Genomic DNA, 23,645 nt, shown 5'->3' on the forward strand with positions numbered 1-23,645 from the left:
AGCAACACGCTGAGTGTTGTTGACTAGCCCGCATTTAAGAAATAACCTACACTTTAACGCGAGCTCTATTAGAGGGTATTTTCATGGAAGCTATATATCCAATTCATTTTTTTGAACGACTGATACAGGAATCCAATCCATGAATTTTCGCCATATCCAGGCATTTCTGGCCCTCGTCGAAGAAAAACATTTTGGCAAAGCGGCCAAGCGAATTCATATTACGCAGTCGGCTTTCAGCATGCAGATAAAAGCGCTAGAAGAAGAGATCGGCGCACCACTCTTTATTCGCAACAACCGCAATGTCGAACTAACTGAGGTGGGAGAGGTATTTTTAAAAAACGCGCCGGATATTTATGAGAAAATAAAAAGTACGCTTGACGAAACCAAAGCGGCGGCGAAAGGTGAGAATGGCAATGTGCGCATCGGATTTGTCGGCAATGCCGTGGCGTCAGGATTAGTCACCGCCGATATTCATCGATTTAAAGCAGAGCACCCCGGCGTTAACTTCCGCGCCAAAGAGATGCCTTACTGGAAACAAATCGATGAGATCGTCAACGGAAGTATCGACGTCAGCTACTGCCCCAATCTGGATCTCAATATCCCACCGGAGCTCGGCTTTATACCCATAAAAAAACTTGACTGGGTCGTCGTGATTCAGGAAGACTCCGATCTGGCGAAAAAAGAGGCCTTGAAAAAGGAAGACCTCTCTGGACGCGACTTTATCATTTACTCGGAAAACAGCAGAGACGATGGCCAGCTTCGTATCCTGAACGCCATTATTGAAGAAGACATCAAGGTGGCCTATCGGTTAGACAGCACATTAAGCGTGCTCGGCATGGTGGCCTCCGGCCTGGGCATCGCCATCGTTCCCTCTTCGCTATCCTCAATCAAACTGCCCAACATCACCTACAGGCCAATCCCCGCCGTCGATAACGCAACTGAGGTGTTTTTCATCTATCGTAAGAATGAAAAATCCGCCATCGTAAATGCATTCATATCAGATGTACAACATAGCCTATGATGCCTACCGGGTTACCCTCGCAGCCCCCACGCGGTGATGCCGACTTTGTTTAAGCGAAGATAAAAATCGGCGTTCATCGTCGCTTTTAAGCATTGGGAATTCCGCCAGCGCCGCTCCCCCACACACCGAAGGCCGGTTCTCGCTACGCCATTTCTCACCCGCCGCCGTCCCCGGCAACGGTGGCTTCAAACCTTCGATAGTCCACAGCGAGAACGGCGTTTCGCCCACGTGCAGCCCGCGCGCGGCGAGGTAGGGTTGCAGGATGCGGGTACAGCCCGCCAGGAATTGCTGCTGCTCCGCGTCGCTGCCCATGGCTCGGGCGATTTGGTCGATGGTCACCCGCACGAAGTCATCGGCCTGTTCGCCGCCGGGTTACACCGTACCGGGCGGCAGCCGGTATCAAAAAACTCCAATAATAAGAGTAATAACTCCAATCATTGAAGTGATCAAGCCGAGGAGATAAAATTATCCGCATTAGGGCGGCAAACGGAGGCAAGGCAAAGTGAAAGCAAAAGGGTTTGAAGGCATGACGTGCTCGGTGGCCCACGTGCTGTCGGCATTGGGCGATCGCTGGGGCGCGATTCTCATGCGCGATCTGTTGCTGGGGCTCTCGCGCTATGACGATCTGCGCCAGTCGACCGGCATCACCAACAACACGTTGGCCGATCGGCTCAAGGCGCTGCAAGGCAGCGGCCTTATCGAAAAGCGGCAATATCAGGTGCGCCCCGATCGCTACGAATATCTGCCGACGGAGAAGGGGAAAGATCTCGGGCTGCTGGTGATGGCGATGATCCAGATCGGCGACAAATGGAACCTGTCCGAGCTGGCCGGGCCGCCGCTGCGCGTGGTTGACCGCGCAACCGGCCACCCCACCACCCTGCGCGTGGTCGATGCCGTGACAGGCGAATCGCTGCCGCCGCAAAACCTGGCGCTGGCCGCCGGGCCTGGCGCCGATGAGATCACGCGATGGCGGCTGGCCGTCGGCAAAACCCGCTAACGGCACGCTACAACAGCGCAATCATCTTCAGCAGTTCCATCCGATTGCGGGTGCCGAACTTCTTCCCGGCATTGTTGAGGTGCGAATAAACGGTTTTCGGGTGCAGGTTCAACCGCCGCGCGGTCAGGCGAATATCTTCGGTGCGCGCGGTTTCACACAGCACCGCCGTCTCGCCAGGCGTGATCGCCGCCACCCGATGCCGGTTCATCACGCGCCGCTCACCTTCCTCCTCACGGCAGACCAGCGCCGCGCAGGTTTCCCGCACCACCTGCAGCGTTTCCCGTTTGTGCAAAATCGCATCCGGCTGCGCCGCAGCGATAAACGCCAAGATCAGCGGCGAAGTCTTATCGATAAAGAACAGTAACCGGACATCTTTATATTCACCACGTGAATATTTAATGAAATTTAAATACGCCTCGAACCGGTAAATCTCCTGAGGAAACTCCGTAATAATTAAATCAGGCGCCGGAATTATATTTTTAATAATATTCATATTGGGTGAGGATAGGGTTATCACCCCGCCGCCCAATAATGTTTTCATGCCCAGCCGGCAAAGCGGTGAACCGTCGATATAAATCACTCTCACTTTAAGTCTCCTTATCAGCATGAAAGCATGCTTCCACACCTCAGGCGGCTTGTCGCTGCTCTTTTTTGGGGTAATTCGCCTGCAAAGCACACCGATATAAAACATCTTGATAACATGTTTTTCAAATAATCAGGCAACCGTCAGCACGTTGATTAATACGCAAAAAAGGCATAAATGTTTCAAATTATTTCCACAGGAAAAACTGACGATCCAATAAAATCGCAACGCAATGATATAGATCTATTTTCTATTTTGTATGATATAAGCACAAATGAAAAAAAATGTAACAGCAGGCCTTCTTGTCTTATTGCCTTATTCAAAACACCTATAGGGAAAATTCTTAGTTTGTTAGGATGAAAATCCATGTTTGCCGACGCGTTTAAAAAACAATTGCGCAACATGATTAATCAACAACCGCACGTCAGTAATTTATTACTGTCAGGAAAGCTTTTATCTAAAGTAAATTAAAGGGCATTTCACATGAATGTTAAATTAGTCGCATTATCCATGCTGGCTCTCTCCGGCGCCTGTGCGGCCGCTTCGTCCAATACGGTGCAATTTAAAGGCGAAGTCAGCACGCAAACCTGCTCGGTGAATATTAACGGTAACCAATCCAACCCGGTCGTTCTGCTGCCGACCGTCGCCGCCAGCAAACTCGCCACCAAAGGCGCCACCGCCGGTGACACCACCTTCACCGTCAACGTGACCGGCTGTGCGGCGGCAACCAGCGATACGGCGATCAAAACCGTGCTGGCGGGCAACAACCCGACCACCAACGGCAACCTGGGCAACGCGGGCGATGCGGCCAAGGTGTCCATTCAACTGCTGGACAGCGACGCCACTACGCCGCTGTCGTTCGCCAGCGGTTCGACCGTCACCACGTCGGCGATGACGCTGGCCAAAGACGCCACCTCCACCTCGCAGAACCTGGTGGCCCGCTACTACGCGGAAGACACCGGCGTGGCGGCCGGATCGGTGATCGCCACCGCACAGTTCGCCATTAGCTACAAATAAGCCGGCGTCAGGCGCCATACCTGTTGATGCCAGCGCCGCCCTTCGCCGGGCGGCGCTGAATGACTCGCTCCCTTTATCGGTTCACGTTTATGCCGCAGATAACCCGCTCCGCCCGCCGATGGGCCGCCCTGTCGCTTTGCCTGATGAGTTTTGCCGCTACCCACGCCTCGGCCAGCGTGACGCTGCTCGGCAACCGCGTGATCTACCCCGCCGAGGCGCGGGAAAAAACGCTGCAGTTCACCAACGACGACGGCACCCCGGCGCTGATGCAGATCTGGCTCGACATCAATAACCCCAAATCCACGCCGGAAAACGCCGATGCACCTTTCGTCGCCTCGCCGCAGATCTTCCGCATGAATCCGCACAGCGGGCAGATGGTGCGGCTGTCGTTCGTCGGCCAGCCGCTGCCGCGCGATCGCGAATCGCTGTTCTATCTCAACTTCCTGCAGGTGCCCGCCGTGCGCCAGACGGACAGCGACAAGAACAAACTGCTGCTGGTGGTCACCAATCGGCTGAAGGTGTTCTATCGCCCCGCCGGGCTGGCCGGCGACGCCAACCACGTCATCGATCGGCTCAGCCTGCGCCAGGCCGGCAACGCGCTGCGCGTCGACAACCCGACCGGCTACTACGCCAACGTCAGCCAGGCCGCGATCCTGAGCGGCGCGAAGCGCATCGCCATCCCGCAGGCGGATCTGATCCCGCCGTTTTCACAGGCCAGTTGGCCGGTGAACGGGGAGGTGCGGCAGGTCGCACTGCGCGTCATCAATGACTATGGGGTGGAAATCTCACGCACCCTGAACGTCGCGCGCTGAAACCAGACAGGGAGGTATTCATGTTCGATGCTCGCAAGGCGACGCCGCTGCCCACACGCTGGTGTTGCGCGCTGCTGGCGCTGCCGCTGGGCTGCGCCGCCGCCGACGGCTATACCTTCGATCCCGCGCTGCTGCGCGGCAGCGTGCTGAGCAACAGCGCCCTGAGCCAGTTCAACCAACAGGACGCCGTCGCTCCGGGCAGCTATCAGATCGATCTGTACCTCAATGGCCAGTTTCTCGAACGCGATCAAATTCGCTTCGTACGCGCAGGCAAGCAGGTGCTGCCCTGTTTCGATCGGGCGCAGCTGGCGCGCTTCGGGCTGAAAAATCCGCCGGCGGCCGCCGAAGCGGAATGCCTGCTGCCCGGCCGGGATCTGAAGGACATCACGGTGAACGCCGATATCTCGCGGCTGCGGCTGGATCTGAGCATTCCGCAGGCGCTGTTGAACGGCCGGCCGCGCGGCAGCGTCAATCCCGCCAGCCTGGACAGCGGCGAATCGATGGCCTTCGTCAATTACAACCTCAACCAGTACCACGTCAGTTACCGACAGGGGCAAACCCGCAATCTCGACTCGACCTACGCCAACCTGAACGGCGGCTTCAACCTCGGGCTATGGCGCTACCGCCAGCAGTCCAGCTACCGCTACGATCGGGAGTTCGGCGGCCATCTGGACACCAGCCGCCGCTACGTGCAGCGCGCCATCTTGCCCTGGCGCAGCGAAATGCTGTTGGGCGAAGGCTTTACCGACGGGCACTTCTTCTCCGGCCTGGGCTTTCGCGGCATTCAGCTCAGTTCGGACGACCGCATGCTGCCGGATTCGCAGCGCGGCTATGCGCCGGTGGTGCGCGGCGTGGCGAAAAGCAACGCGCGCGTGACGGTGCTGCAGGGCAAAAGCACGCTGTATGAAACCACCGTCGCGCCGGGGCCGTTCGCCATCAACGATCTGTACGCCACCAACTACGCCGGCGATCTCACCGTGGTGGTCACGGAAGCCGACGGCAGCGTCAGCACCTTCACCGTGCCGTTCGCCGCGGTGCCGGAATCCATCCGCCCCGGCCAGTCGCGCTACTCGGCGATCGTCGGCCGTTCCCGCTACGTCGGCGACAACGATCTGTTCAGCGAAGTGACCTGGCAGCACGGCCTGACCAACGCCCTGACCTTCAACCTCGGCAACCAGCTGGCGGACGGCTATCAGGCGATGATGCTGGGCGGCGTGTACAGCAGCTGGCTGGGCGCCTTCGGCATGGATACCACCTATTCCCACGCCAGCCTGCCGGACGGCGGCGCCGCCGGCTGGATGCTGCACCTCTCTTACAGCCGAACCTTCAGCCCGACGGACACCACCTTGTCCATCGCCGGCTACCGCTACTCCACCGAAGGCTTTCGCGATCTCAGCGACGTGCTCGGCGTGCGGCGCGCCGCCGCCACCGGCCAAAGCTGGCAGTCCGACTCTTACCGCCAGCGGTCGCGTTTCGAGGTCGCCGTCAATCAGGGAATGGGCGCGTTCGGCAGCCTGACGATGTCCGGCTCGACTCAGGACTACCGCGATCAGCGCGGCCGCGACAATCAGCTCCAGCTGGGCTGGGGAAAAACCTTCGGCAACGGCGTGGCGCTTAACCTCTCCGTCACCCGCACCCGCAGCCTGGGCTACAGCAACGGCGACTACCGCGGCTACGGGCCGCTGGATAACGTCTACAGCGCGCCGCTGGCGCAAAACGCGCAGACCGTCACCGCCCTGTCGCTGAGCTTCCCGCTCGGGCGTTCATCATCCGCCCCCAGCGTCTCGCTGTTGGCCAACCACAGCCAGGGCCAGGGCGGCAACTATCAGGCCGCGCTGTCGGGCAGCGTCGGCGACGAACAGCCGGTCAGCTACGGCCTGAACTTCACCACCGATGACGATCGCCAACAAAGCATCTGGGGCGGCAACCTGCAAACCCGTCTGCCTTACGCCAACGTCACCGGCTCGTTCTCCACCGCGCGCCAGTACCGACAAGGCTCCCTGTCGTTGCAGGGGGCGGTGGTAGCTCACCGCGGCGGCGTGACATTAGGGCCGTATGTCGGCGACACCTTCGCCCTGATCGAGGCGCCCGGCGCCAGCGGCGCACGGGTGATGGACGGCCAGGGCGCGCGCGTCGATCGCTTCGGCTATGCCCTGGCACCGTCGCTGGTGCCCTATCACTACAACACCGTCGCGCTGAACCCCGAGGGCATGAACGACAAAGCGGAGCTGGAAGACGGCCAGCGACGCGTCGCCCCGTACGCCGGCGCCACGGTGCGCCTGCGCTTCAACACCGTGCGCGGTCAGGCGCTATTGATCACCGCGCAGCGGCCCGATAACGCGCCGATCCCTATGGGCGCCAACGTCCTCGACGCCGCGGGCAACAGCGTGGGCATGGTCGGCCAAGCCAATCAGGTGTATCTGCGCAGCGACCGGAATGCCGGTGCGCTGACGCTGAACTGGGGCGACGCGCCCGGCCAACAGTGCACGCTGCATTACCGCCTGTCTGCCGGGGAAGACGGCCCGATTCAACGGCTCAGCGCCCCGTGCCGCTAGCCCGTTAAACTTATTTTCAGGAGAGACGATGAAACGCATTTTTTACCCGATCGCCGCCCTGGCGCTGCTCGCCCTGTCGCTGTTCGGTGCGCCCGCCGCGCTGGCGCAATGCACCCGGGTCGCCCCCTGGATCGATTCCGGTTGCGATCCCTGCGGGGTGGGCACGGCGCTGGGCCGGGTTAACCTGACCAGCACTTACCTGCAGCCCGTCGGCACGCCGCTCGGCACCAGCGTGTTCGATCTCACCTCCGGCACGCGCTATCCCGACCCCAACAAGGTGTTGTATGAATGCGACGCCGGCGACGCGGGACAGATCTATGAAGTCTTCGCCACCAACGGCGACGATCGCGTCGGCGGCTATTACGATCTGGGCGCCCAGGACGGTAACCCCAACTACTACGCCACCTACTTCCCCTACGTCGGCATCCGCCTGACCCATCTGGATTCCGGCAAGGTTTTTACCCGCTACTGGCAGTCGGCGCCGATTACCCGCTACGCCACCGTCGGCAGCAAAATTCAGATCCGGGTGAAAGACTTCAGCGCCATCCGCGCCGATCTGATCCGCATCAGCTCGCTGCCGGGCGCGGGCGCCAGCAACTACTGCGGCTACAGCGCCAGCAACCCGCTGGTGGGCATGGCCTCGACCACCGGCAATTCGAACTATACCTGCACGCAGCCGAACGGCTATGTCACCTTTCAGGGGCCCGGCATCGCCTCGGATCCTATCGGCAGCGACTCCGCCACCAACTACGCCACCTGGGGCACCGGGCGCTGGAACGCGATGGGCATGGGCACCGCACCGATTTCCTCATTGACCTATACCGCCACCTGCGTGGCGCGCAACGTCACGCCGCTGGTGATCCTGCCGACCATATCCGTCAGCCAGTTGACCGCCGGGCAAACCTCACAGGCGCAGTTCACCATCAATATCGAATGTGACAATGCCGCCGTGTCCGGCGTCAGCAGCAACAATACCGCCCTCGGCCTGCAGGTGCCGTATGAAAGCTATGTCGCGGCGCAGCAGCTCGGGCTGGTCAGCGCCAACGGCGGCGTGAGCTACCTGCTCTCCAGCGGCTACGGCACCGACAGCAGCGTCGCCACCGGCGTGGGCATCGCGCTCGCCAACGCCGGCAACGGCGCGCCGATGAACTTCGTCGGCTGGGCGCGCTGCAGCGCCGGGCAATGCCCGCAGGGCAACGACGCCGGCTGGTATCCGGTGCTCAACGGCGCCAGCGGCGGCGGCAGCACCGCGGCGGGGTTCACCCACTACACCACCCAGCTCACCGCCACGCTCGCCCGGCTGCCCGGGCAAACCGTCACCGCCGGCAAAGTGGACGCCAGGGCCTACGTCTGGGTTAAGGTGCAATGATGAGAAAGAAATATCTGACGATGGGATGCGCCCTGCTGCTGGCGCTGGCGGCCATGGGCGCGCAGGCAGGCATCATCGCCTCCGCCACCCGGGTGATTTTCCGCGAGGGCGACACGGAAAAAACCCTGATGTTGCTCAACACCAACGGCTATCCGATCGTGGCGCAAACCTGGGTCGATGACGGCGACGTCAACGCCGCCCCCGAGCTGTCACGCGCGCCGTTTGTCACCCTGCCCAGCGTTTTCGCCCTGCCGCCTTCGGCGCTGAAAGGGCTGCGGATCCTGTTTGCCGGTGCGGCCCTGCCCACCGACCGGGAGTCGGTGTTCTGGCTTAATCTGTATGAGATCCCGCCCAGCCAGCCGACCACGCCGCCGCTGACGTCGCGCGTGACGCTGGCGATGAACACGCAGATGAAAATCTTCTACCGCCCCAAAGCGCTAAAGGGAAACGCCGAAAACGCGGCCGAGGCCGTCTCGTTCTCGCTGCAAAAATCGCCTGGCGGCTATCTGCTGCGCTGTCACAACCGGTCGGCGTTTTATCTCTCCTTCGCCCGCATCGCCGTGCAAACCGGCAGGCGCGATTACCCGGTGCGGCAAGAAAGCGACATGATGACCGCACCGTTCAGCATGCGGGATTATCACCTCGACGGCGTTGCGGCGCCGACGCTCCCTTCTCAGATCACCGTTCAGGCCACCTTCATCAACGACCAGGGCCAGCAGATCGTCAAGTCATACACAGCAACCCCATAACGATAAAAAGCAGTACATTTTTTAAGTACAGGAAATAGGGAAAAATGAGTCTAAGCAGATTCCAGCTACAGTTTCACCTGGAGAAACAGGCCAACAACATCAGGCAGTCACCGGCATTTCATACCGCCATCGTCAAACACGGGGAATTATTGAAGGAGACCTACAAGAAGCATCCGCTGTTTTACAAAATCATCTTCAGGAACAGCCGGTTCATCATTTGTTCCACCATCCTGTCCATTTACTACCACCAGCCCGCCGCCGGGCTGAAAGACATCAAAGCCTTTTTTAAAGGGAAGAACATCATCAGCGAGAACTCCCTGGACTCCTTTCTGTTCTTTTTGCGGGTCGGCCGCCGGCTGGAGGTCAAACCCTGTGAACATGACAAGCGCCAGCTGCGCTATAAACCTACGCCGCACGCGCTGGCGGAAACCCAGGCGCTGATCGCCTCGATGGCGCGGCCCTATCAGGCGCTGGCGCCACAGATGCCTATCGCGGCGCTGCTGGCGGCGCCCGACTTTCTGCCCACCTTTTTCGCCGCCTACGGGCAACTGATGCTCAAGGAGATTTACCTGATCGATCTGGTGCCGCAATCCGGGCTGTTTATCAGCAAGGACGCCGGCCACATGGTGCTGCTGATGCTGCATATCGAAAGCATCCGGCAGGACTCCCCCTTTCTGCTGCTCTCCTCGGCGAAAATCGCCAAGTCGTGCTCCGTCTCACGCGCGCACGTGAATCGCATTCTGCAGGCGGCGGAAAAATCCGGCCTGCTGACCACCACCAATAACGTGGTGATCGAACTCAACAGTTCGTTCTTTATCATGGCGGAGCGCTATTTCAGCCTCTATTTCGCGATGGTCGAATTCGGGCTTGAACGAGTTTGGCACACGCCGCAGGCCGCCGAGCCCCGCTGAGCCGTTTACCTTTCCCGCAGCACCCGATCGATCAACCCCCAAGCCGCCGCTTCGTCGGCGGTCATAAAGCGATCGCGATCCAACACCCGCTCCACCTCTTCGTAGCTGAGGCCGCAATGTTTGGCGTACAGCCGGATCACCGTGTCTTTGGTGCGTTTCATCTCTTCGGCATGAATCAAGATGTCGGAGGCCTGCCCCTGAAAGCCGCCCAGCGGCTGGTGCACGTGCAGGCTGGCGTTGGGCAGCGCCATGCGGTGGCCCGGCTCGCCGGCCATCAGCAGAAACGACCCCATCGAGCGCGCGGTGCCCATGCACAGCGTATGCACCGGCGCGCGGATATACTGCATGGTGTCGTAAATCGCCAGCCCGCTGGTGATCACCCCGCCCGGCGAGTTGATGTACAGGTGGATCGGTTTCTCCGGGTTTTCCGCTTCCAGAAACAGCAGTTGGGCGCACAGCATTTCGGCCACGTCGTCGTTGACTTCGCCATTGAGGAAAACGATCCGGTCGCGCAGCAGGCGCGAATAAATATCAAAGGAACGTTCTCCCCGGCTGGTCTGTTCCACCACCATCGGGACGAGCATCATCTTCTCACGCATCGGTGAACTCCTGGGTTGGCAAAAGGGAAATGAATTTAACGCGTCAGGCGGCGAGCATCATCGTCACCGAACCGTCATTGGCGGCGTCGAGCTGGTGGATAATCCGCAGCAGGCTGCCGCCAGCGGCGTCCGGCACTATCTGCAGCGTCACCACGCTTTCAAGGAACGGCGGCCGGTCGTCACGCAGACGGTAGCTCACCGCTTCGCCCGGCGTGGCGGCCAGCGGTTCGGCCTGCGCCAAATCCCCCGGAGGCAGCCACTGCTCGCGCAGCTCGGGAATGCTGAGCGCTCGCCACACTTTTTCCGGCGGCGCATCGAGCGAATACTCCAATATCAGCCGATCGCGCGGCGGCTGCTCAGCCTGTTTGTTCATTGATCCATATCCTTCAGCAAGGTTTGCAACGCGTCGATGCGCGCCGGCCACCAGGCGCGGTACTTCGCCAGCCAATCGGCGATCTGCGCCAGCCCTTCCGGGTCGACCTGGTAATTGACGAAGCGCCCCCGCTTCGTCTCGCGCACCAGCCCGGCATTGCGCAGCACCGCCAGGTGTTGCGACATCGCGGACTGGCTGATGGGCAGCCCTTCGCGCAGCGCGCTGGCGTTCATGCTGCCGACGGCGAGCTTGTCGAAGATGGTGCGGCGAGTCGGATCGGCCAGCGCCTTGAAGATGTCATTTTCGTTCATACAAACACATTAGTATTCACTTATGTATTATGCAAGCGCCAGGGCAGGATTTTTGCGCAAAGCGAGACTCCGCGCCGGGGCACGGAGCCGATAGAGGAGAAATTACAGCGGTTTATTGCAAACGGGCGTGGTCAACGCGGATTGCCCGGCCTGCGCCCCTTCCTGCGCTTCGAGCGCGAGGCGCGCCAACGGCATGTCTTCGTGGTAGCGCGCCTCGGCGCTCAGGCTTTTCGCGTAGCGGTTGTACTTCCACCAGGCGTAGCCGAGGAACACCACCAGCCCGCCGACGTTATAGAACACGATGGTCATGATGCTGGCGCCGGTCGGGAACGTCGAGGCAAAGAAGCCGACGGTGAAGATGGCGATCAGCACGCTGACGATGGCGATGCCCTGCAGGCGCGAGCCCATTTTGAAATCGCGCGCCACCCGGTCGTACTTCAGCCGCAGATTCAGGTAGGCCAACATGATGAACAGCGGCGGCAGCATCGAGGCCGCGGCGGTCATGTTGATCAGCGTGTTCATCAAATCCTGCACGCTGCTGGAACCCAGCGTTGGGATCAGCATCAGCGGGATGACGATGAAGAACTGGATCCAGGCGGCGCGAGTCGGCACGCCGTGCCGGTTCAGACGAATGGTTTTCTCGCCGAAAATGCCCTTCGGGATCTCGGTGAAGAAAATCTTCACCGGCGCCGCCGTCCACATCAGCAGCGAGCCGAACATGGCGGTGAAGGAGACGATGCCGACAAAGCGGTTCATCAGCACCGTCGGCAGGCCGAAGTGCGCCGACAGGCCTTCGAACACCTGCACCGTGCCGCCGGTGAAATGCAGGTCAGCGCGGTGGACGAACACGTTGATCAGCAGCGAAGACACCGAATACAGCACGCCGATGAACAGCCCGGAAACGATGATCACCTTCACGAAGGCGCGGCTGCCGCCTTTCACATCGTTCACGTACACCGCCACGGACTCCGCCCCGCCCGCCGCCTGGAAGATCCAGGCGGTAATGCCGAGGAACGCCCAGTTGAAGTTCGGCGTCATCGCCTGCACGTTGATCGGGTCGGCCGGCTCGATGCCGCCCAGCACCGCCGCGCCCGCCAGAACGATGTAGGAAAACGTCAGCAGCAGCATCAGCGACGAGGTCACCGAAGTCATCGGCCCCAGCAGTTTTGCGCCGCTGTTGGAAATGTAGGTCGAGAAGGCGAACAGGAAGATGCTGATGATCGCCGTGGTCAGCGGGGTAAACACGTAGTCATAGCCCAGGAACGCGTAAGAAGCGTAGGCGATGACGCGCGGCAGCAGCGCGGTGAAGAAGAACAGGTTCACGAACCAATAGGTGTAGGCGGTGATAAACGCCCAGCGCCCGCCGAGCGCGCTTTTCACCCAGGCATAAACGCCGGCCTCGGAGTTGCGGTTGAGCGAGACGAACTCGGCGATGATCAGGCAAAAGGGAATGAAGTAAATGATGGTCGCCACCAGGAACACCGGCGACGAGGCGACCCCGAGCTGAATATTGTTGTTAATCACGTTGTTGAAACTGAACACTGCCGCAAACGTCATCGACAGCAGGCCAAACTTGCCGATGGTGTTTCTGTTCGACGCAGCCATAGAGATTCTCCGAATGGTGTAGGGGACTTCGGTTTGTTGTTATCGATCGGCGAGCGCGCTATTTGTTAACGAAATAGCTGTCTTCCACCGTCACTTTTAAAATGACTTTTTTTACCTTGCCGCTTTCTGTGAAGCGGTGAGCCTGGTGATTTTCGAAGATCGCCACGTTGCCTTTGCCGACCCGGCGCCTCTCGCCTTCGCCGCTGAAAAACTCGCGGTCGGTTTCGTCCTGATAGGGCGCCACCGTCGTCAGCGCCCGCTTGTCGGCCACCTCGACGGTCTCTTCCCCCTCGAGGTAATAGTGCACGTCGAAGTAGCGGCGGTTGCCCTCCAGCCAACCGTGCTGGCGGCCGGCACCGACGCTCAGCCGATACGTCAGCGAGTCGCCGATCGAATGGCACACGTTCGGGCTGATGCGATCGACATTGGCGATCGCCTCCATGCAGCGCAGCCACTTCTTGCCGCTGTGATAGATGCGCTGAAACTCCGCCAGGGATTCGAGAATGATCATGCGTTTTCCTCCGCAGACTGCGGGTGGTGGTGAGCGGGCGCGAAGTCATAACCGGCGAGCGCGGCGCCCTGCGTTTGCCGCCCGTCGAACGGCACCAGCGTGAAACCGTAGCTGAACGGCGCCAGATAGACCCGGTGGGTATCCAGCACTTCGGAGCCCCAGGAGTTGGAGCCGAGGCCGAGGATCTGGTCGTCCAGGTTCAGCGTCAGGCAGTCGCTAGGCTCCAGCTCGTTGATGTGCTGGGCCTGGTGCAGCATCTCGGCGCTGTAGGGCCACAGGCTGAAATTGATCGGCCGCTGCGGCTGGATGAAGATCCCCTTGCCCGCCGCGTCCTGCAAACTCAGCCAGCGCACGTCCTGCCGATTGCCGTTGTCCTGCGGGAACGGATAGTGTTCGAACAGCGCGTCGGCGCGCTGCCGGTAGTGGCCGATCAGGTTGGCCCGGCAGCTGTCACGGTAGTTCTCGCCCGGCCCGCGGCCGTAGTATTCCACCTGTTCGAAACGGCGGCTGATGCCGAAATCGAGGCCGATTTTCGGGATAATCTGGCGGAAATCGCCGTAAGGCTCACCGGCCAGATCCAGGCTGACGTAGCCCTCCGGGGAGATGCGCCAGCGGTAGGTGCAGCGCATGCCGAAGTCGAACACCGGCGGTGCGATCAGGCTATGTACCTCGAGCAGCAGATCCTCGCCCTGCCATTGCCGATTGAGGCGGCGGAAGTGCTGCTGCATGATGGGGAAGTGATGCGGCAGCCAAATCCCCTCATATTCCTGTTTATGGTTATCGATCACCGGTTTGAAGAAGGTGATGCGCGGCGCGCGCCCCACCACTTCTTCATCGTCTACCCGCCACGACAGCAGTTCGCCGCTCAGCAGCGAGAACGCCAGCTGGAACCGGCCGCCGCTGACGATCAGCCGATGATTTTCCTCGCGGCATTGCAGCACCGGCGCATCGGCCGGTGGTGGAGCCGGTCGCCGCGTCGCCGCCCGGCGCAGATGCTGATAATGTCCCAGCCGCTGGCCGCTCTCGCTGTAGCGGGTGGCGCTATCCTTATGCACCGCCACGTCGATCAGCGTTTCCCCCTGCCCCAGCGCCAACACCGGCAGGTGCATGTCTTCGCTCTCGCCCGGCTGCAGGTGCGGCAGCTTGAATTCGTAACTCGCCACCTGGCGGCCGTCGGTCTTGACGCTGACCTTCAGCGTGATGTCCGCCAGCGAGCTGAACCAATAGCGGTTTTTCACCCGCAGCACGTCGCCTGCGCCTTCCTCCGCCGTCACCTCCACCGGGCACAGCACCTGCTGGTATTCACGCAGGCCGGGGCCGGGGCGCTGGTCCGGGTAGATCAGGCCGTCCATGCAGAAGTTGTAGTTGTTCGGGTAGTCGCCGTAATCGCCGCCGTACTGGTAGCGCTCGCGCCCCTGTTCGTCGTGGCTCAGCAGACCGTGATCGCACCACTCCCAGATGTAGTGCCCCTGCAAACTGGCGTGGCGGTTAAACACCGACTGGTATTCGAACAGCCCGCCGGGGCCGTTGCCCATCGCGTGGGCGTATTCGCACAGGATGCGCGGTTTGGGGTGCGGGTATTCGCCGAAGGCGTTCATCATCGCCACGCGGGAATACATGGTGCTGATCACGTCGGTCACTTCGGCGTCGCGATCTTCTTCATAGTGGATCAGACGGGTCGGATCGAGCGCCTTGCAGCGCCGGGCCATGGCGCGAATGTTGCAGCCGTAGCCGGACTCGTTGCCCAGCGACCAGATAATGATCGACGGGTGATTTTTCTGCGCCGCCACGTGGCGTTCGATGCGCTCGACGTAGGCCTGCTCCCAGCGCGGATCGTCGGTGATGCGGCTCAGATCGCCGACGTTGGCGAAGCCGTGGCTCTCCAAATCGGTTTCCGCCATCACAAACAGGCCATAGAGATCGCACAGCTCGTAAAAGCGCGGATCGTTGGGGTAATGGGCGGTGCGCACCGAGTTGATGTTGTGCTGCTTCATCAGCACGATATCGCGCTCCACCCGCGCCATATCGACGGCGCGCCCTTTGCGGTGATCGTGATCGTGCCGGTTGACGCCGTGCAGCTTGAGGTAGCGGCCGTTGACGTACATCAGCCCGTCGCGCACCGCAATCTCGCGGAACCCCACCCGCTGCGGCACCACGCCCAGCAGGTTGCCGGCGCCGTCATACAGACTGAGCAACAGCTGATACAGATAGGGATTTTCCGCATTCCACTGCTGCGGGCAGCTGACCGGCAGTTCGAAACGGCAGTTCAGCGCCCGCTCGATGCGCAGATCGTCGTGCCACTGCTCCGCCACGCAGCGATCGCCGTCGAACAGCTGCGCCTGCAGGCGGCAGCCCTCGGCGGCCTGCACACCGAGATGGCGCAGCTCGGCATCGATCGCCAACTGCGCGTCGCAATAGCGCTCATCGAAGGTGGTGACCAGCGTCAGATCGTGAAGGTGGGTAGCGCTCTGGCCGATCAGATAGACGTCGCGGAAAATGCCGGCCATCCACCACATGTCCTGATCTTCGATGTAGGTGGAGTCGGCCCACTGCATCACCCGCACCGACAGCAGATTCTCGCCCTGCCGCACATAGGGGCTGATGTCGAACTCGGCGCACAGTCGGCTGCCCTTGCTGAAGCCGACATAGTCGCCGTTGACGTACACCTCGAAGTAGGTTTCCACGCCGTCGAATTTGATCAGCACTTGCTGATCCTGCCAGCCGGCGTCGAGCGTAAAGTGGCGTTGATAGGCGCCGGTGGGGTTATTGGTCGGCACGTAAGGCACGTCGATCGGGAACGGGAAGCCCTCATCGGTGTACTGCAGGTGGCCGTGCCCTTCCAGCTGCCACATGCCCGGCACCGCCATATCGCCCCAGTCGTTCATCGGCTCCCGGTAAAATGCCGCCGGCACCTGCGCCGGGTGCTCGAAGAAGCGAAAACGCCAGCGGCCGCTCAGCAGTTGGAAACGCCGGCTGGCGTTGCGATCGAAGCTCAGCGCCTGCCCGGCGTCCGCGTAGCTGAAGAAGCTCGCGCGCGGTGCCAACCGGTGCTCCGACTGTTTTTCAATGTTTTCCCAATTATTCACGTCACGTCTCCCGACACCTGTGCAATGCGGAAACGATAGTAAATATTTAGTAAAAATTACAGTTGATATTTACCAAATGACGACAGGATCACAATAAATCTCAAAGGCCTTTTTTTATCATGACGTTAATTTTGAGCGCCAACGCCCCCGCCGAGGCGGGGGCCGGTCAGGCGACGGTGGTGTCGCGCAGCTGCAGCGAGCTGGGAACGAAGATCGACAGCGGGACGGCGCGCTCATCGCGCAGCCGCTCCGTCAGCAGGTTGACGGCCTGTGCGCCCATGGTTTCCGAAGGGATGCGCACCGTGGACAAGGCGGGGAAAATAAAGCGGGCGGTGGGAATATCGTTGACGCTGATCAGCGCGATCTGCCCCGGCACCTGAATGCCGTGTTCGTGCAGCGCGCGCAGCACGCCGATCGCGATCGAATCGGTCGCCACCAGCAGCGCCGGCGGATAGCCATTCTGGCTCTGCAACATCGCTTTCGCGCACTGGTAGCCCGACTGGCTGCTGAAATCGCCGTGGTAAATGTCCTGCGCTCGCACCACATTTTGCTGCCGGCCATACTCGACGAATGCCTGCTCGCGCTGGTCGATGCCGGCCGGATGGTCGCGCCCGCCGATAAAGCCGATGCGCTGATAGCCGCGGCCGATGAAGTAGTCGATCACCTTGCGGCTGATCTTGTACAGGTCGACATTGACGCAGTCGAACCGCTCATCCTCCACCACGCCGTCGATGAACACCACCGGCGTTTCCTGCTGCCTGAGCTGCTCATACAGCGCGGGCTGTGGCCGGCCGATCACCAGCAGGCCGTCGGCCGCCGGCAGCGCCTTGTCGCCGTTGAAGTCGTAACCGGCGCTCAGCGCGACGCCCAGCTTTTCGCACTGCGTCTCGATGCCGTAGCGCATCGCCAGGTAATAGGGATCGTTGATCTCCACGCCCTGCGTATAGGTGAACAGCGCGGCGAAATGCAGGCGTTGCCCGCTTTGCCGTTTGGAAGGCGCGATCTTGTATTCGAGGCGTTCCGCCGCTTCCAGGATCTTCTGGCGGGTTTGCGCCTTCACGCTCAGGGTGGGGTCGTCATTCAACACGCGCGAAACGGTGGCGACGGACACATTAGCGGCTTCAGCAATTTCCTTCAGTGTGGCCATAGAGTCCCAATGCACAGACGAAAAACGGTAGCTTAATCGGATAGCGATGCGGCGTACAGCGCCGCCCGCCTCCTCTCCTTCCCAGACCGGGCCAGAACACGCTCATGCCAGCCGTTGCCGGGCGCCTGCAGCGAAAGATACCCATTTCGCCCGCTGTGATCAAGTTAACGATTTACTGATTAAAGCATATTTTTTACTAAAAATTTTACTAATATACCTGCCGTTTACCGCCCCGTGAAGGCGGACTTTTTCTCTTCTCCCAGGGAGCCGGGAGCGACCTCGCGTGAGCCGCCGCTCGGCTGACGTTCCGATCCATCCAACATCAGGCCTATGCCCCATGAAACCACTAAGCCATCACGCCCTGTTGCCCTTGTTGCTGCTCGTTAACGCGCCCGCCTGGGCGGCGCAGGAACCGGTGACCCCGGCGGAGCGCAATCAGCTCCCACCGCCGCCGCTACCCGATAGCGCCGCGACCGCCCTGCGTTTTTACGGCGAGCTCGGCATCGGCGGCAGCGTCTATTTGAACGGCGAACATCAACATAAATACAGCGACGGCACCTATATCGAAGGCGGCCTGGAGATCAAACGGGGCCACTGGTTCGGCCTGATTTACGGCGAAGGCTGGACCGTGCAGGCGGACAGCCAGGGCCACGCCTGGACGCCGGGCCATGGCTGGGGCGGCTTCGAGGGCGGGTTGAACCGCTTTTACGGCGGTTACCGCACCGACGACGGCACCGAGATGATGCTCAGCGTGCGCAACGACTCGTCGCTCGACGACCTGCAATGGTGGGGCGACTTCACGCCGGAATACGGCTACGTGATCCCCAACACCCGCGATCTCAGCTACGCCGCCAAGCTGCAAAACCTGACCGGGCGCTTTCGCTACAGCGTGACGGCGGCGCCGGAAAGCCGCATTGACGAGAGCAAGGCGCTGCTGCACTTCGGCAAATACGATCGCTATTCCGACAAGTACACCTATCGGGCGATGATCAACGGCTACACCCAGTACGACCTGCAGGACAATCTGACGCTGCTGAACGGCCTGGAAGTGACCGACGGCCTGGGGCAGCTGTTTTTGCTGGGGCTGCGCGGCCAACACCTGGCCGGCCGCGTCTGGCACCACACCGGCAAAGGCGACAGCGGCGGCCATCCCGGCAGCGAATCGGGCCTGATGCTCAGCGCGATGACGGAAACCGCCAAAGGGCTGTATCTCTCCACCGCCTACAGCTACGCCCGCCACCGGTTTGATAATGCGGCGGATACCGCCACCTCATACGCCCAGTTCGGCGTCTGGTATGAATACGCCGGCGGCAAGCTGGCCACCGCGCTGGACAGCAAATTCTTCATGCGCAACGACAGCACCGGCGCCAGCAACTCGGTGTTCCTGATGCAATATTTCTATTGGTAACCGTTGAGGCTCCTACGATGAACATGACTCCCCTGACCCCGCTGGCCACTGCCCTCACCCTCGCGCTGACGCTGACGGGCTGCGCGCCGAAAACGCCCGACGCCGACGCCCCGTTGGCCGAGCGCTATAAAAACGTCATCGACCGCCGCGGCGCGCCGCACTTTATGCTCGATTATGATTTCGACGATCACCAGCGCTTCAATCCGTTCTTCGATCTCGGCGCCTGGCACGGCCACCTGTTGCCGAGCGGGCCGGAGGGCATGGGCGGTTTCCCCGGCCCGGCGCTGCTGACCGAAGAGTACATCAACTTTATGGCCAACAATTTCGATCGGCTCAGCGTCTATCGAGACGGTAAGCCGGTGCATTTCACCATGACGGCCTACAGCCTGCCCGGCGCGCTGGTGCAGCGGCTCAGCGCGCCGGGCGTGACCGTCAACCTGACGCTGCGCTTCGCTGGCGCGCGCACCTCGCTGCTGGAAACCCAAATCCTGACCGACACGCCGCTGGAGCTGGTGTGGGACGGTGAATTGCTGGAGCGCTACGCGGCCAAAGAGCAAAAACCGCAGCCGCCGGCAACCCTCGAGCAGGCGTTCCCGGACTATACCCGCCGCATTGTGCCAACGGCTGACGGCCTGCGCGTCACCTTCGGCAAAGTGCGCGCACCGTCGCAGCTGATGACTTCCGGCCAGTCCGAGTATCAGATCCACAAATCGCTGCCGCAGCGCACCACGGTCGACGGCCATCGCTTCCGCGCCACGGCGCGCATCGCCGGCTCCACCACCCTGTACACCACCTACTCGCACCTGCTTACCGCCGAAGAAGCGCGGCGCGAACAACGCGCCATCGCCGACATCCTCGCTCACCCGCAGCGCTATATGGCCGCGTCGGCCCAGCGTTGGGAACGCTATCTCGCCACAGGGCTCAGCAACCCGCACGCCACGGCGGAACAAACCCGCGTGGCGGTCAAAGCGATGGAAACGCTCAACGGCAACTGGCGCGGCGCCGCCGGGGCGATGAAGTTCGACTCGGTCACCCCGTCGGTGACCGGACGCTGGTTCTCCGGCAACCAGACCTGGCCGTGGGACACCTGGAAACAGGCCTACGCCATGGCACACTTCAACCCGGACGTGGCCAAGGACAACATCCGCGCGGTGTTCGCCTTTCAGATCCGGCCGGGCGATGCCCTGCGCCCGTGGGACGCCGGTTTCCTGCCCGACCTTATCGCCTACAACCCCAGCCCGGAGCGCGGCGGCGACGGCGGCAACTGGAACGAGCGCAACACCAAGCCGAGCCTGGCGGCCTGGGCGGTGATGGAGGTGTATCGCGTCACCGGCGATAAGGGCTGGCTGGCGGAGATGTACCCGAAGCTGGTGGCCTACCATGACTGGTGGCTGCGCAACCGTGACCACAACGGCAACGGCGTGCCGGAGTACGGCGCCACCCGCGACAAAGCGCACAATACCCCCGACGGACGCATGTTGTTCACCGTCAAGCGCGGGCAGCGCGAGCAAACGCTGGCCGGCCTCGACAATTACGATCGCATCGTGCGCGAGGGGCAGTACGACAGCATCGAGATCCCGGCGCAGACCGCCGCCTCCTGGGAGTCGGGCCGCGACGATGCGGCGGTATTCGGCTTTATCGATCCGGATCAATTGGCGCGCTACTTGGCGCAGGGCGGCAAACGCGAAGACTGGCAGGTGAAATTCGCCGAAAACCGCGCGCCGGACGGCACGCTGCTCGGCTACTCGCTGCTGCAGGAGTCGGTGGATCAGGCCAGCTACATGTACAGCGACAACCGCTATCTGGCGGAGATGGCCGATATTCTGGGCCACGGCGCCGAGGCCGCCGCCTTCCGCGCCAAAGCCGACCGGCTGGCGGCCTACATCAACACCTGCATGTTCGACAAGCACAGCGGTTTCTTCTATGACATCCGCATCGAAAGCCGGCCATTGGCCAACGGCTGCGCCGGCAAACCGATCGTCGAACGCGGCAAAGGGCCGGAAGGCTGGTCGCCGCTGTTCAACGGTGCCGCCAGCCAGCCGCACGCCGATGCGGTGGTCAGGGTGATGAAGGATCCGCGCGAGTTCAATACCTACGTGCCGCTCGGTACCGCGGCGCTGACCAATCCGGCGTTCGGCGCGGACATCTACTGGCGCGGCCGCGTGTGGGTCGATCAGTTGTATTTCGGCCTCAAGGGCATGGAACGCTACGGCTATCGCGACGATGCGGTGGCGATGGCGCAGGCTTTCTTCCGCCACGCCGACGGCCTGGTCGCCGACGGGCCGATCCGCGAGAACTACAACCCGCTCACCGGCAAGCAACAAGGCGCGCCGAACTTCTCCTGGAGCGCGGCACACCTGTACATGCTGTATAACGACTTCTTCACGCAATAAGCCGCAGCGGCCACCGCCATCGTTGCCCGGCGGTGGCCCGCGTTTATGAGCGGATCGGGATCACCAGCACGTCGATATTCAGCTGGTTGATGGCGTTGCGGGTGGAAGAAAACAGGTTGCTCCACAAATCGTGGTGGTGGCCGAACACCAGCAGATCGATATTCTTGTCCACCACTGCCGTGCGCAGTTCGTCAACAAAGCCGCCGCGCCCGATAATCACCTCCGCGATCGGGTAATTGACGTTTTGCGTAGTGGGTTCCAGCTCTTTGCGGATCTTCTCTTCGAACGACGCGCCCTCATAGCTGTGCTCCGAAAAGCCGATCGCCGCGTGGTAGGTGTCGTAGTGAACGTCCACATAGATCAGCGAGAGTTTGGCCTTCAGCGCCTCCGCTAACAGCGCCCCCTTTTCGACCAATCGTTTGCCGTCATCGCTCAGATCGGTGGCAATGACAATATGGTGGTAACACATAGCGCCTCCTGTCATGGACTCGGTAGAGCCGAGGCTCCGATATCACGTCAGAGTCATATCGTTATGGTTAATTTTAGTTCAGAAACGGCGCGCGCGGCGGGAGAGATAACGGCGGGAAAGCCCCGTTGCCGGGGCGGAAGGGAGAGGTTACTTTTCGCGCTGCGCCTCAAACCAGACGTTGCACAGCGACAGGATCAGCGTGTTGGCGTCTTTCACCAGCACGTTATCGCCGGGCACCCCATCGGTGCCCTGATCGGTGATGCCTTTGATGACGGTATCCGCGTGCTGAATGGCCACGCGCTCGACCGACGGCGTGCTGATGCCCAGCATCGGGAAATCGATGTAGGAACTGCTGCCGGAATTGTCCTCGACGAACTCCTGCGCTTCTACGGTGCTGACGGTGGCGCCTTCGCTTTTCAGCGCCGTGCCGTTCCAGCTGAATGCATCCGCCTTATAGCTGATTTTACCGCCGATCAGGCTCTGCGCCTGCTGTTGATCCCAGCAGCCGGTGGTCTGAGTCGGCACAATTTTACTGACGCGCCAGTTGCCCAGCAGCTGTTTGGGGATCGGCCCGGTATCGCTCTCCGCCGCCCGAACCTGAGTCGCCGAGACGCAGGCCAACACCACCAGCGGCAGCAGCGCCTTGCTCCAAGTGTTCAATCGCATTGTTTTTTCCTTCGTTTCAGTACCCAGTCTGCCCTCGCGGGCCAACGGCTATCATAATAAGCCCGCCGATTCGCCGTCAAAACAATCCGCACCGCGCCAGGCGGCGGCCGCTCATAGCTAATCGCTATGAGTCATAGTGAATCAGTATTTTGTTTTATCCCGACGCTCACCTACAGTCACTGCCACTATTCTGTCCGCCAAAATTAGCAGGCAATGTTGACAAGGACCCTGGGAAAATGACATTTACGCTGAAAAACCTCACCCTGGCGCTGGCCGCCGCCGGCACACTGCTGCTGACCGCCTGTGGCCCGACGGCACAGGACGATCACCACATCAAGGTCGGCATCAGCGCCGGCATCGATCAGTCGCTGTGGGCGGTGGTGCAAAAGGTCGCCAAGCAGAAATACGATCTGGACGTGGAGGTGGTGACCTTCAACGACTACGTGCTGCCAAACGAAGCGCTGAATAACGGCGATCTGGACGTCAACGCCTTCCAGCACAAGCCGTATCTCGACAAGCAGATGCAGGAACGCGGCTACAAGCTGGCGGCTGTAGGCAACACCTTCGTCTACCCGATCGCCGGCTATTCGAAGAAGATAACCGCACTCAGCCAGCTGCCGGACGGCGCGCAGGTGGCGGTGCCGAACGATCCGACCAATCTGGGCCGCTCGCTGCTGCTGTTGCAAAAACAGGGGCTGATCACCCTGAAAGACGGCGTCGGCCTGCTGCCGACCGCGCTGGACATCGTCGGCAACCCGAAAAAGCTGAAGATCGTCGAGATTGAAGCGCCGCAGCTGCCGCGCGCGCTGGACGATCAGAAAGTGACGCTGGCGATCATCAACACCAACTATTCCAGCCAGATCGGCCTGTCGCCGGCCAAGGACGGGCTGTTTGTCGAAGACAAAAACTCGCCGTACGTCAACATCTTCGCCAGCCGCATCGACAACAAAGACAGCGAGAAAGTGAAGGATCTGGTCAAGGCCTATCAGACCGACGAAGTGGCGGCCAGCGCCGCCGACATCTACAAGGGCGACGCCGTCAAAGGCTGGTAACCCTCCCCCGC

22 protein-coding genes are annotated in these 23,645 nt (G+C 61.1%); 11 read left to right on the forward strand and 11 right to left on the reverse strand.

What is annotated here, in order from left to right; translation table 11 throughout:
- Nucleotides 1–139 precede the first annotated feature (139 nt).
- Nucleotides 140–1,021: a LysR family transcriptional regulator gene (locus tag ACJ8IN_RS19865; RefSeq protein WP_047567978.1), complete on the forward strand. Its 882-nt coding sequence runs from the start codon at nt 140–142 to the stop codon at nt 1,019–1,021.
- Between the two features lie 3 nt (nt 1,022–1,024).
- On the opposite strand, the gene ACJ8IN_RS19870 is transcribed toward ACJ8IN_RS19865, so the two are convergent.
- A complete protein-coding gene (locus tag ACJ8IN_RS19870; RefSeq protein WP_230200399.1) occupies nt 1,025–1,360 on the reverse strand; it encodes a tautomerase family protein in 336 nt (111 codons plus the stop codon).
- 187 nt (nt 1,361–1,547) lie between these two features.
- On the opposite strand from ACJ8IN_RS19870, the gene ACJ8IN_RS19875 reads away from it, so the two are divergent.
- On the forward strand, nt 1,548–2,018 hold the full coding sequence (locus tag ACJ8IN_RS19875; RefSeq protein ID WP_202394097.1) for a winged helix-turn-helix transcriptional regulator: 471 nt from the start codon (nt 1,548–1,550) through the stop codon (nt 2,016–2,018).
- 7 nt (nt 2,019–2,025) lie between these two features.
- On the opposite strand, the gene ACJ8IN_RS19880 is transcribed toward ACJ8IN_RS19875, so the two are convergent.
- The gene (locus ACJ8IN_RS19880; RefSeq protein WP_230200400.1) at nt 2,026–2,709 is read right to left on the reverse strand and encodes a helix-turn-helix transcriptional regulator; all 684 of its coding nucleotides are present in this window, start codon (nt 2,707–2,709) and stop codon (nt 2,026–2,028) included.
- 375 nt (nt 2,710–3,084) lie between these two features.
- On the opposite strand from ACJ8IN_RS19880, the gene ACJ8IN_RS19885 reads away from it, so the two are divergent.
- Genes ACJ8IN_RS19885 through ACJ8IN_RS19910 form a run of 6 tightly spaced genes read left to right on the forward strand, consistent with a single transcriptional unit; the run spans nt 3,085 to nt 10,014 of the window.
- Entirely contained in the window at nt 3,085–3,618 is a 534-nt protein-coding gene (locus ACJ8IN_RS19885; RefSeq protein WP_015377562.1) for a fimbrial protein, read from the forward strand.
- A gap of 59 nt (nt 3,619–3,677) precedes the next feature.
- The gene (locus ACJ8IN_RS19890; RefSeq protein WP_223182005.1) at nt 3,678–4,430 is read left to right on the forward strand and encodes a fimbrial biogenesis chaperone; all 753 of its coding nucleotides are present in this window, start codon (nt 3,678–3,680) and stop codon (nt 4,428–4,430) included.
- Nucleotides 4,431–4,450: 20 nt separating this feature from the next.
- Complete coding sequence (locus ACJ8IN_RS19895) at nt 4,451–6,985, forward strand: fimbria/pilus outer membrane usher protein (RefSeq protein ID WP_308325668.1); 2,535 nt, start codon at nt 4,451–4,453, stop codon at nt 6,983–6,985.
- 28 nt (nt 6,986–7,013) lie between these two features.
- Nucleotides 7,014–8,354: a fimbrial protein gene (locus ACJ8IN_RS19900; RefSeq protein WP_161765114.1), complete on the forward strand. Its 1,341-nt coding sequence runs from the start codon at nt 7,014–7,016 to the stop codon at nt 8,352–8,354.
- Nucleotides 8,354–9,103, forward strand: coding sequence for a fimbrial biogenesis chaperone (locus tag ACJ8IN_RS19905; protein ID WP_161765116.1), 750 nt, complete (start codon nt 8,354–8,356; stop codon nt 9,101–9,103). The genes ACJ8IN_RS19900 and ACJ8IN_RS19905 overlap by 1 nt, the downstream gene beginning before the upstream one ends.
- A 44-nt stretch (nt 9,104–9,147) precedes the next feature.
- Nucleotides 9,148–10,014: a hypothetical protein gene (locus ACJ8IN_RS19910; protein WP_033638145.1), complete on the forward strand. Its 867-nt coding sequence runs from the start codon at nt 9,148–9,150 to the stop codon at nt 10,012–10,014.
- 5 nt (nt 10,015–10,019) lie between these two features.
- Here ACJ8IN_RS19910 and ACJ8IN_RS19915 read toward each other — a convergent pair whose 3' ends face one another.
- The 7 genes from ACJ8IN_RS19915 to ebgR all read right to left on the reverse strand — a co-directional run bounded on the left by ACJ8IN_RS19915 (nt 10,020) and on the right by ebgR (nt 17,646).
- A complete protein-coding gene (locus tag ACJ8IN_RS19915) occupies nt 10,020–10,613 on the reverse strand; it encodes an ATP-dependent Clp protease proteolytic subunit (protein WP_033638144.1) in 594 nt (197 codons plus the stop codon).
- 43 nt (nt 10,614–10,656) lie between these two features.
- Nucleotides 10,657–10,986: an SRPBCC family protein gene (locus tag ACJ8IN_RS19920; RefSeq protein ID WP_033646406.1), complete on the reverse strand. Its 330-nt coding sequence runs from the start codon at nt 10,984–10,986 to the stop codon at nt 10,657–10,659.
- Nucleotides 10,983–11,297 carry an ArsR/SmtB family transcription factor gene (locus ACJ8IN_RS19925; protein ID WP_161765118.1) on the reverse strand — a complete coding sequence of 105 codons (315 nt, stop codon included), beginning with the start codon at nt 11,295–11,297 and terminating at the stop codon, nt 10,983–10,985. The genes ACJ8IN_RS19920 and ACJ8IN_RS19925 overlap by 4 nt, the downstream gene beginning before the upstream one ends.
- A 102-nt stretch (nt 11,298–11,399) precedes the next feature.
- Nucleotides 11,400–12,902: an amino acid permease gene (locus tag ACJ8IN_RS19930; protein WP_041034703.1), complete on the reverse strand. Its 1,503-nt coding sequence runs from the start codon at nt 12,900–12,902 to the stop codon at nt 11,400–11,402.
- A gap of 58 nt (nt 12,903–12,960) precedes the next feature.
- Nucleotides 12,961–13,413 (reverse strand): beta-galactosidase subunit beta, encoded by a 453-nt coding sequence (locus tag ACJ8IN_RS19935; RefSeq protein WP_033646409.1) that lies wholly within the window; start codon nt 13,411–13,413, stop codon nt 12,961–12,963.
- Complete coding sequence (gene ebgA / locus ACJ8IN_RS19940) at nt 13,410–16,499, reverse strand: beta-galactosidase subunit alpha (protein ID WP_308325667.1); 3,090 nt, start codon at nt 16,497–16,499, stop codon at nt 13,410–13,412. The genes ACJ8IN_RS19935 and ebgA overlap by 4 nt, the downstream gene beginning before the upstream one ends.
- A gap of 166 nt (nt 16,500–16,665) precedes the next feature.
- Complete coding sequence (gene ebgR / locus ACJ8IN_RS19945; RefSeq protein WP_033646411.1) at nt 16,666–17,646, reverse strand: transcriptional regulator EbgR; 981 nt, start codon at nt 17,644–17,646, stop codon at nt 16,666–16,668.
- A 337-nt stretch (nt 17,647–17,983) separates the two neighbouring features.
- Here ebgR and ygjJ point away from each other — a divergent pair, with 337 nt between their 5' ends.
- Nucleotides 17,984–19,054 carry a protein YgjJ gene (gene ygjJ, locus ACJ8IN_RS19950; protein WP_047568003.1) on the forward strand — a complete coding sequence of 357 codons (1,071 nt, stop codon included), beginning with the start codon at nt 17,984–17,986 and terminating at the stop codon, nt 19,052–19,054.
- Between the two features lie 17 nt (nt 19,055–19,071).
- On the forward strand, nt 19,072–21,447 hold the full coding sequence (ygjK, locus tag ACJ8IN_RS19955; protein WP_308325666.1) for an alpha-glucosidase: 2,376 nt from the start codon (nt 19,072–19,074) through the stop codon (nt 21,445–21,447).
- Between the two features lie 43 nt (nt 21,448–21,490).
- On the opposite strand, the gene ACJ8IN_RS19960 is transcribed toward ygjK, so the two are convergent.
- Together ACJ8IN_RS19960 and ACJ8IN_RS19965 are read right to left on the reverse strand one after the other, a co-directional pair.
- Entirely contained in the window at nt 21,491–21,916 is a 426-nt protein-coding gene (locus tag ACJ8IN_RS19960; protein ID WP_033638134.1) for a universal stress protein, read from the reverse strand.
- A 147-nt stretch (nt 21,917–22,063) separates the two neighbouring features.
- Complete coding sequence (locus ACJ8IN_RS19965; protein WP_033638133.1) at nt 22,064–22,582, reverse strand: hypothetical protein; 519 nt, start codon at nt 22,580–22,582, stop codon at nt 22,064–22,066.
- A 236-nt stretch (nt 22,583–22,818) separates the two neighbouring features.
- On the opposite strand from ACJ8IN_RS19965, the gene metQ reads away from it, so the two are divergent.
- A complete protein-coding gene (gene metQ / locus ACJ8IN_RS19970; RefSeq protein ID WP_033638132.1) occupies nt 22,819–23,634 on the forward strand; it encodes a methionine ABC transporter substrate-binding lipoprotein MetQ in 816 nt (271 codons plus the stop codon).
- Nucleotides 23,635–23,645: the final 11 nt, after the last annotated feature.

It is taken from the genome of Serratia sp. CY31944, assembly GCF_052169175.1.
In the GTDB taxonomy this organism is placed as follows: domain Bacteria; phylum Pseudomonadota; class Gammaproteobacteria; order Enterobacterales; family Enterobacteriaceae; genus Serratia; species Serratia sarumanii.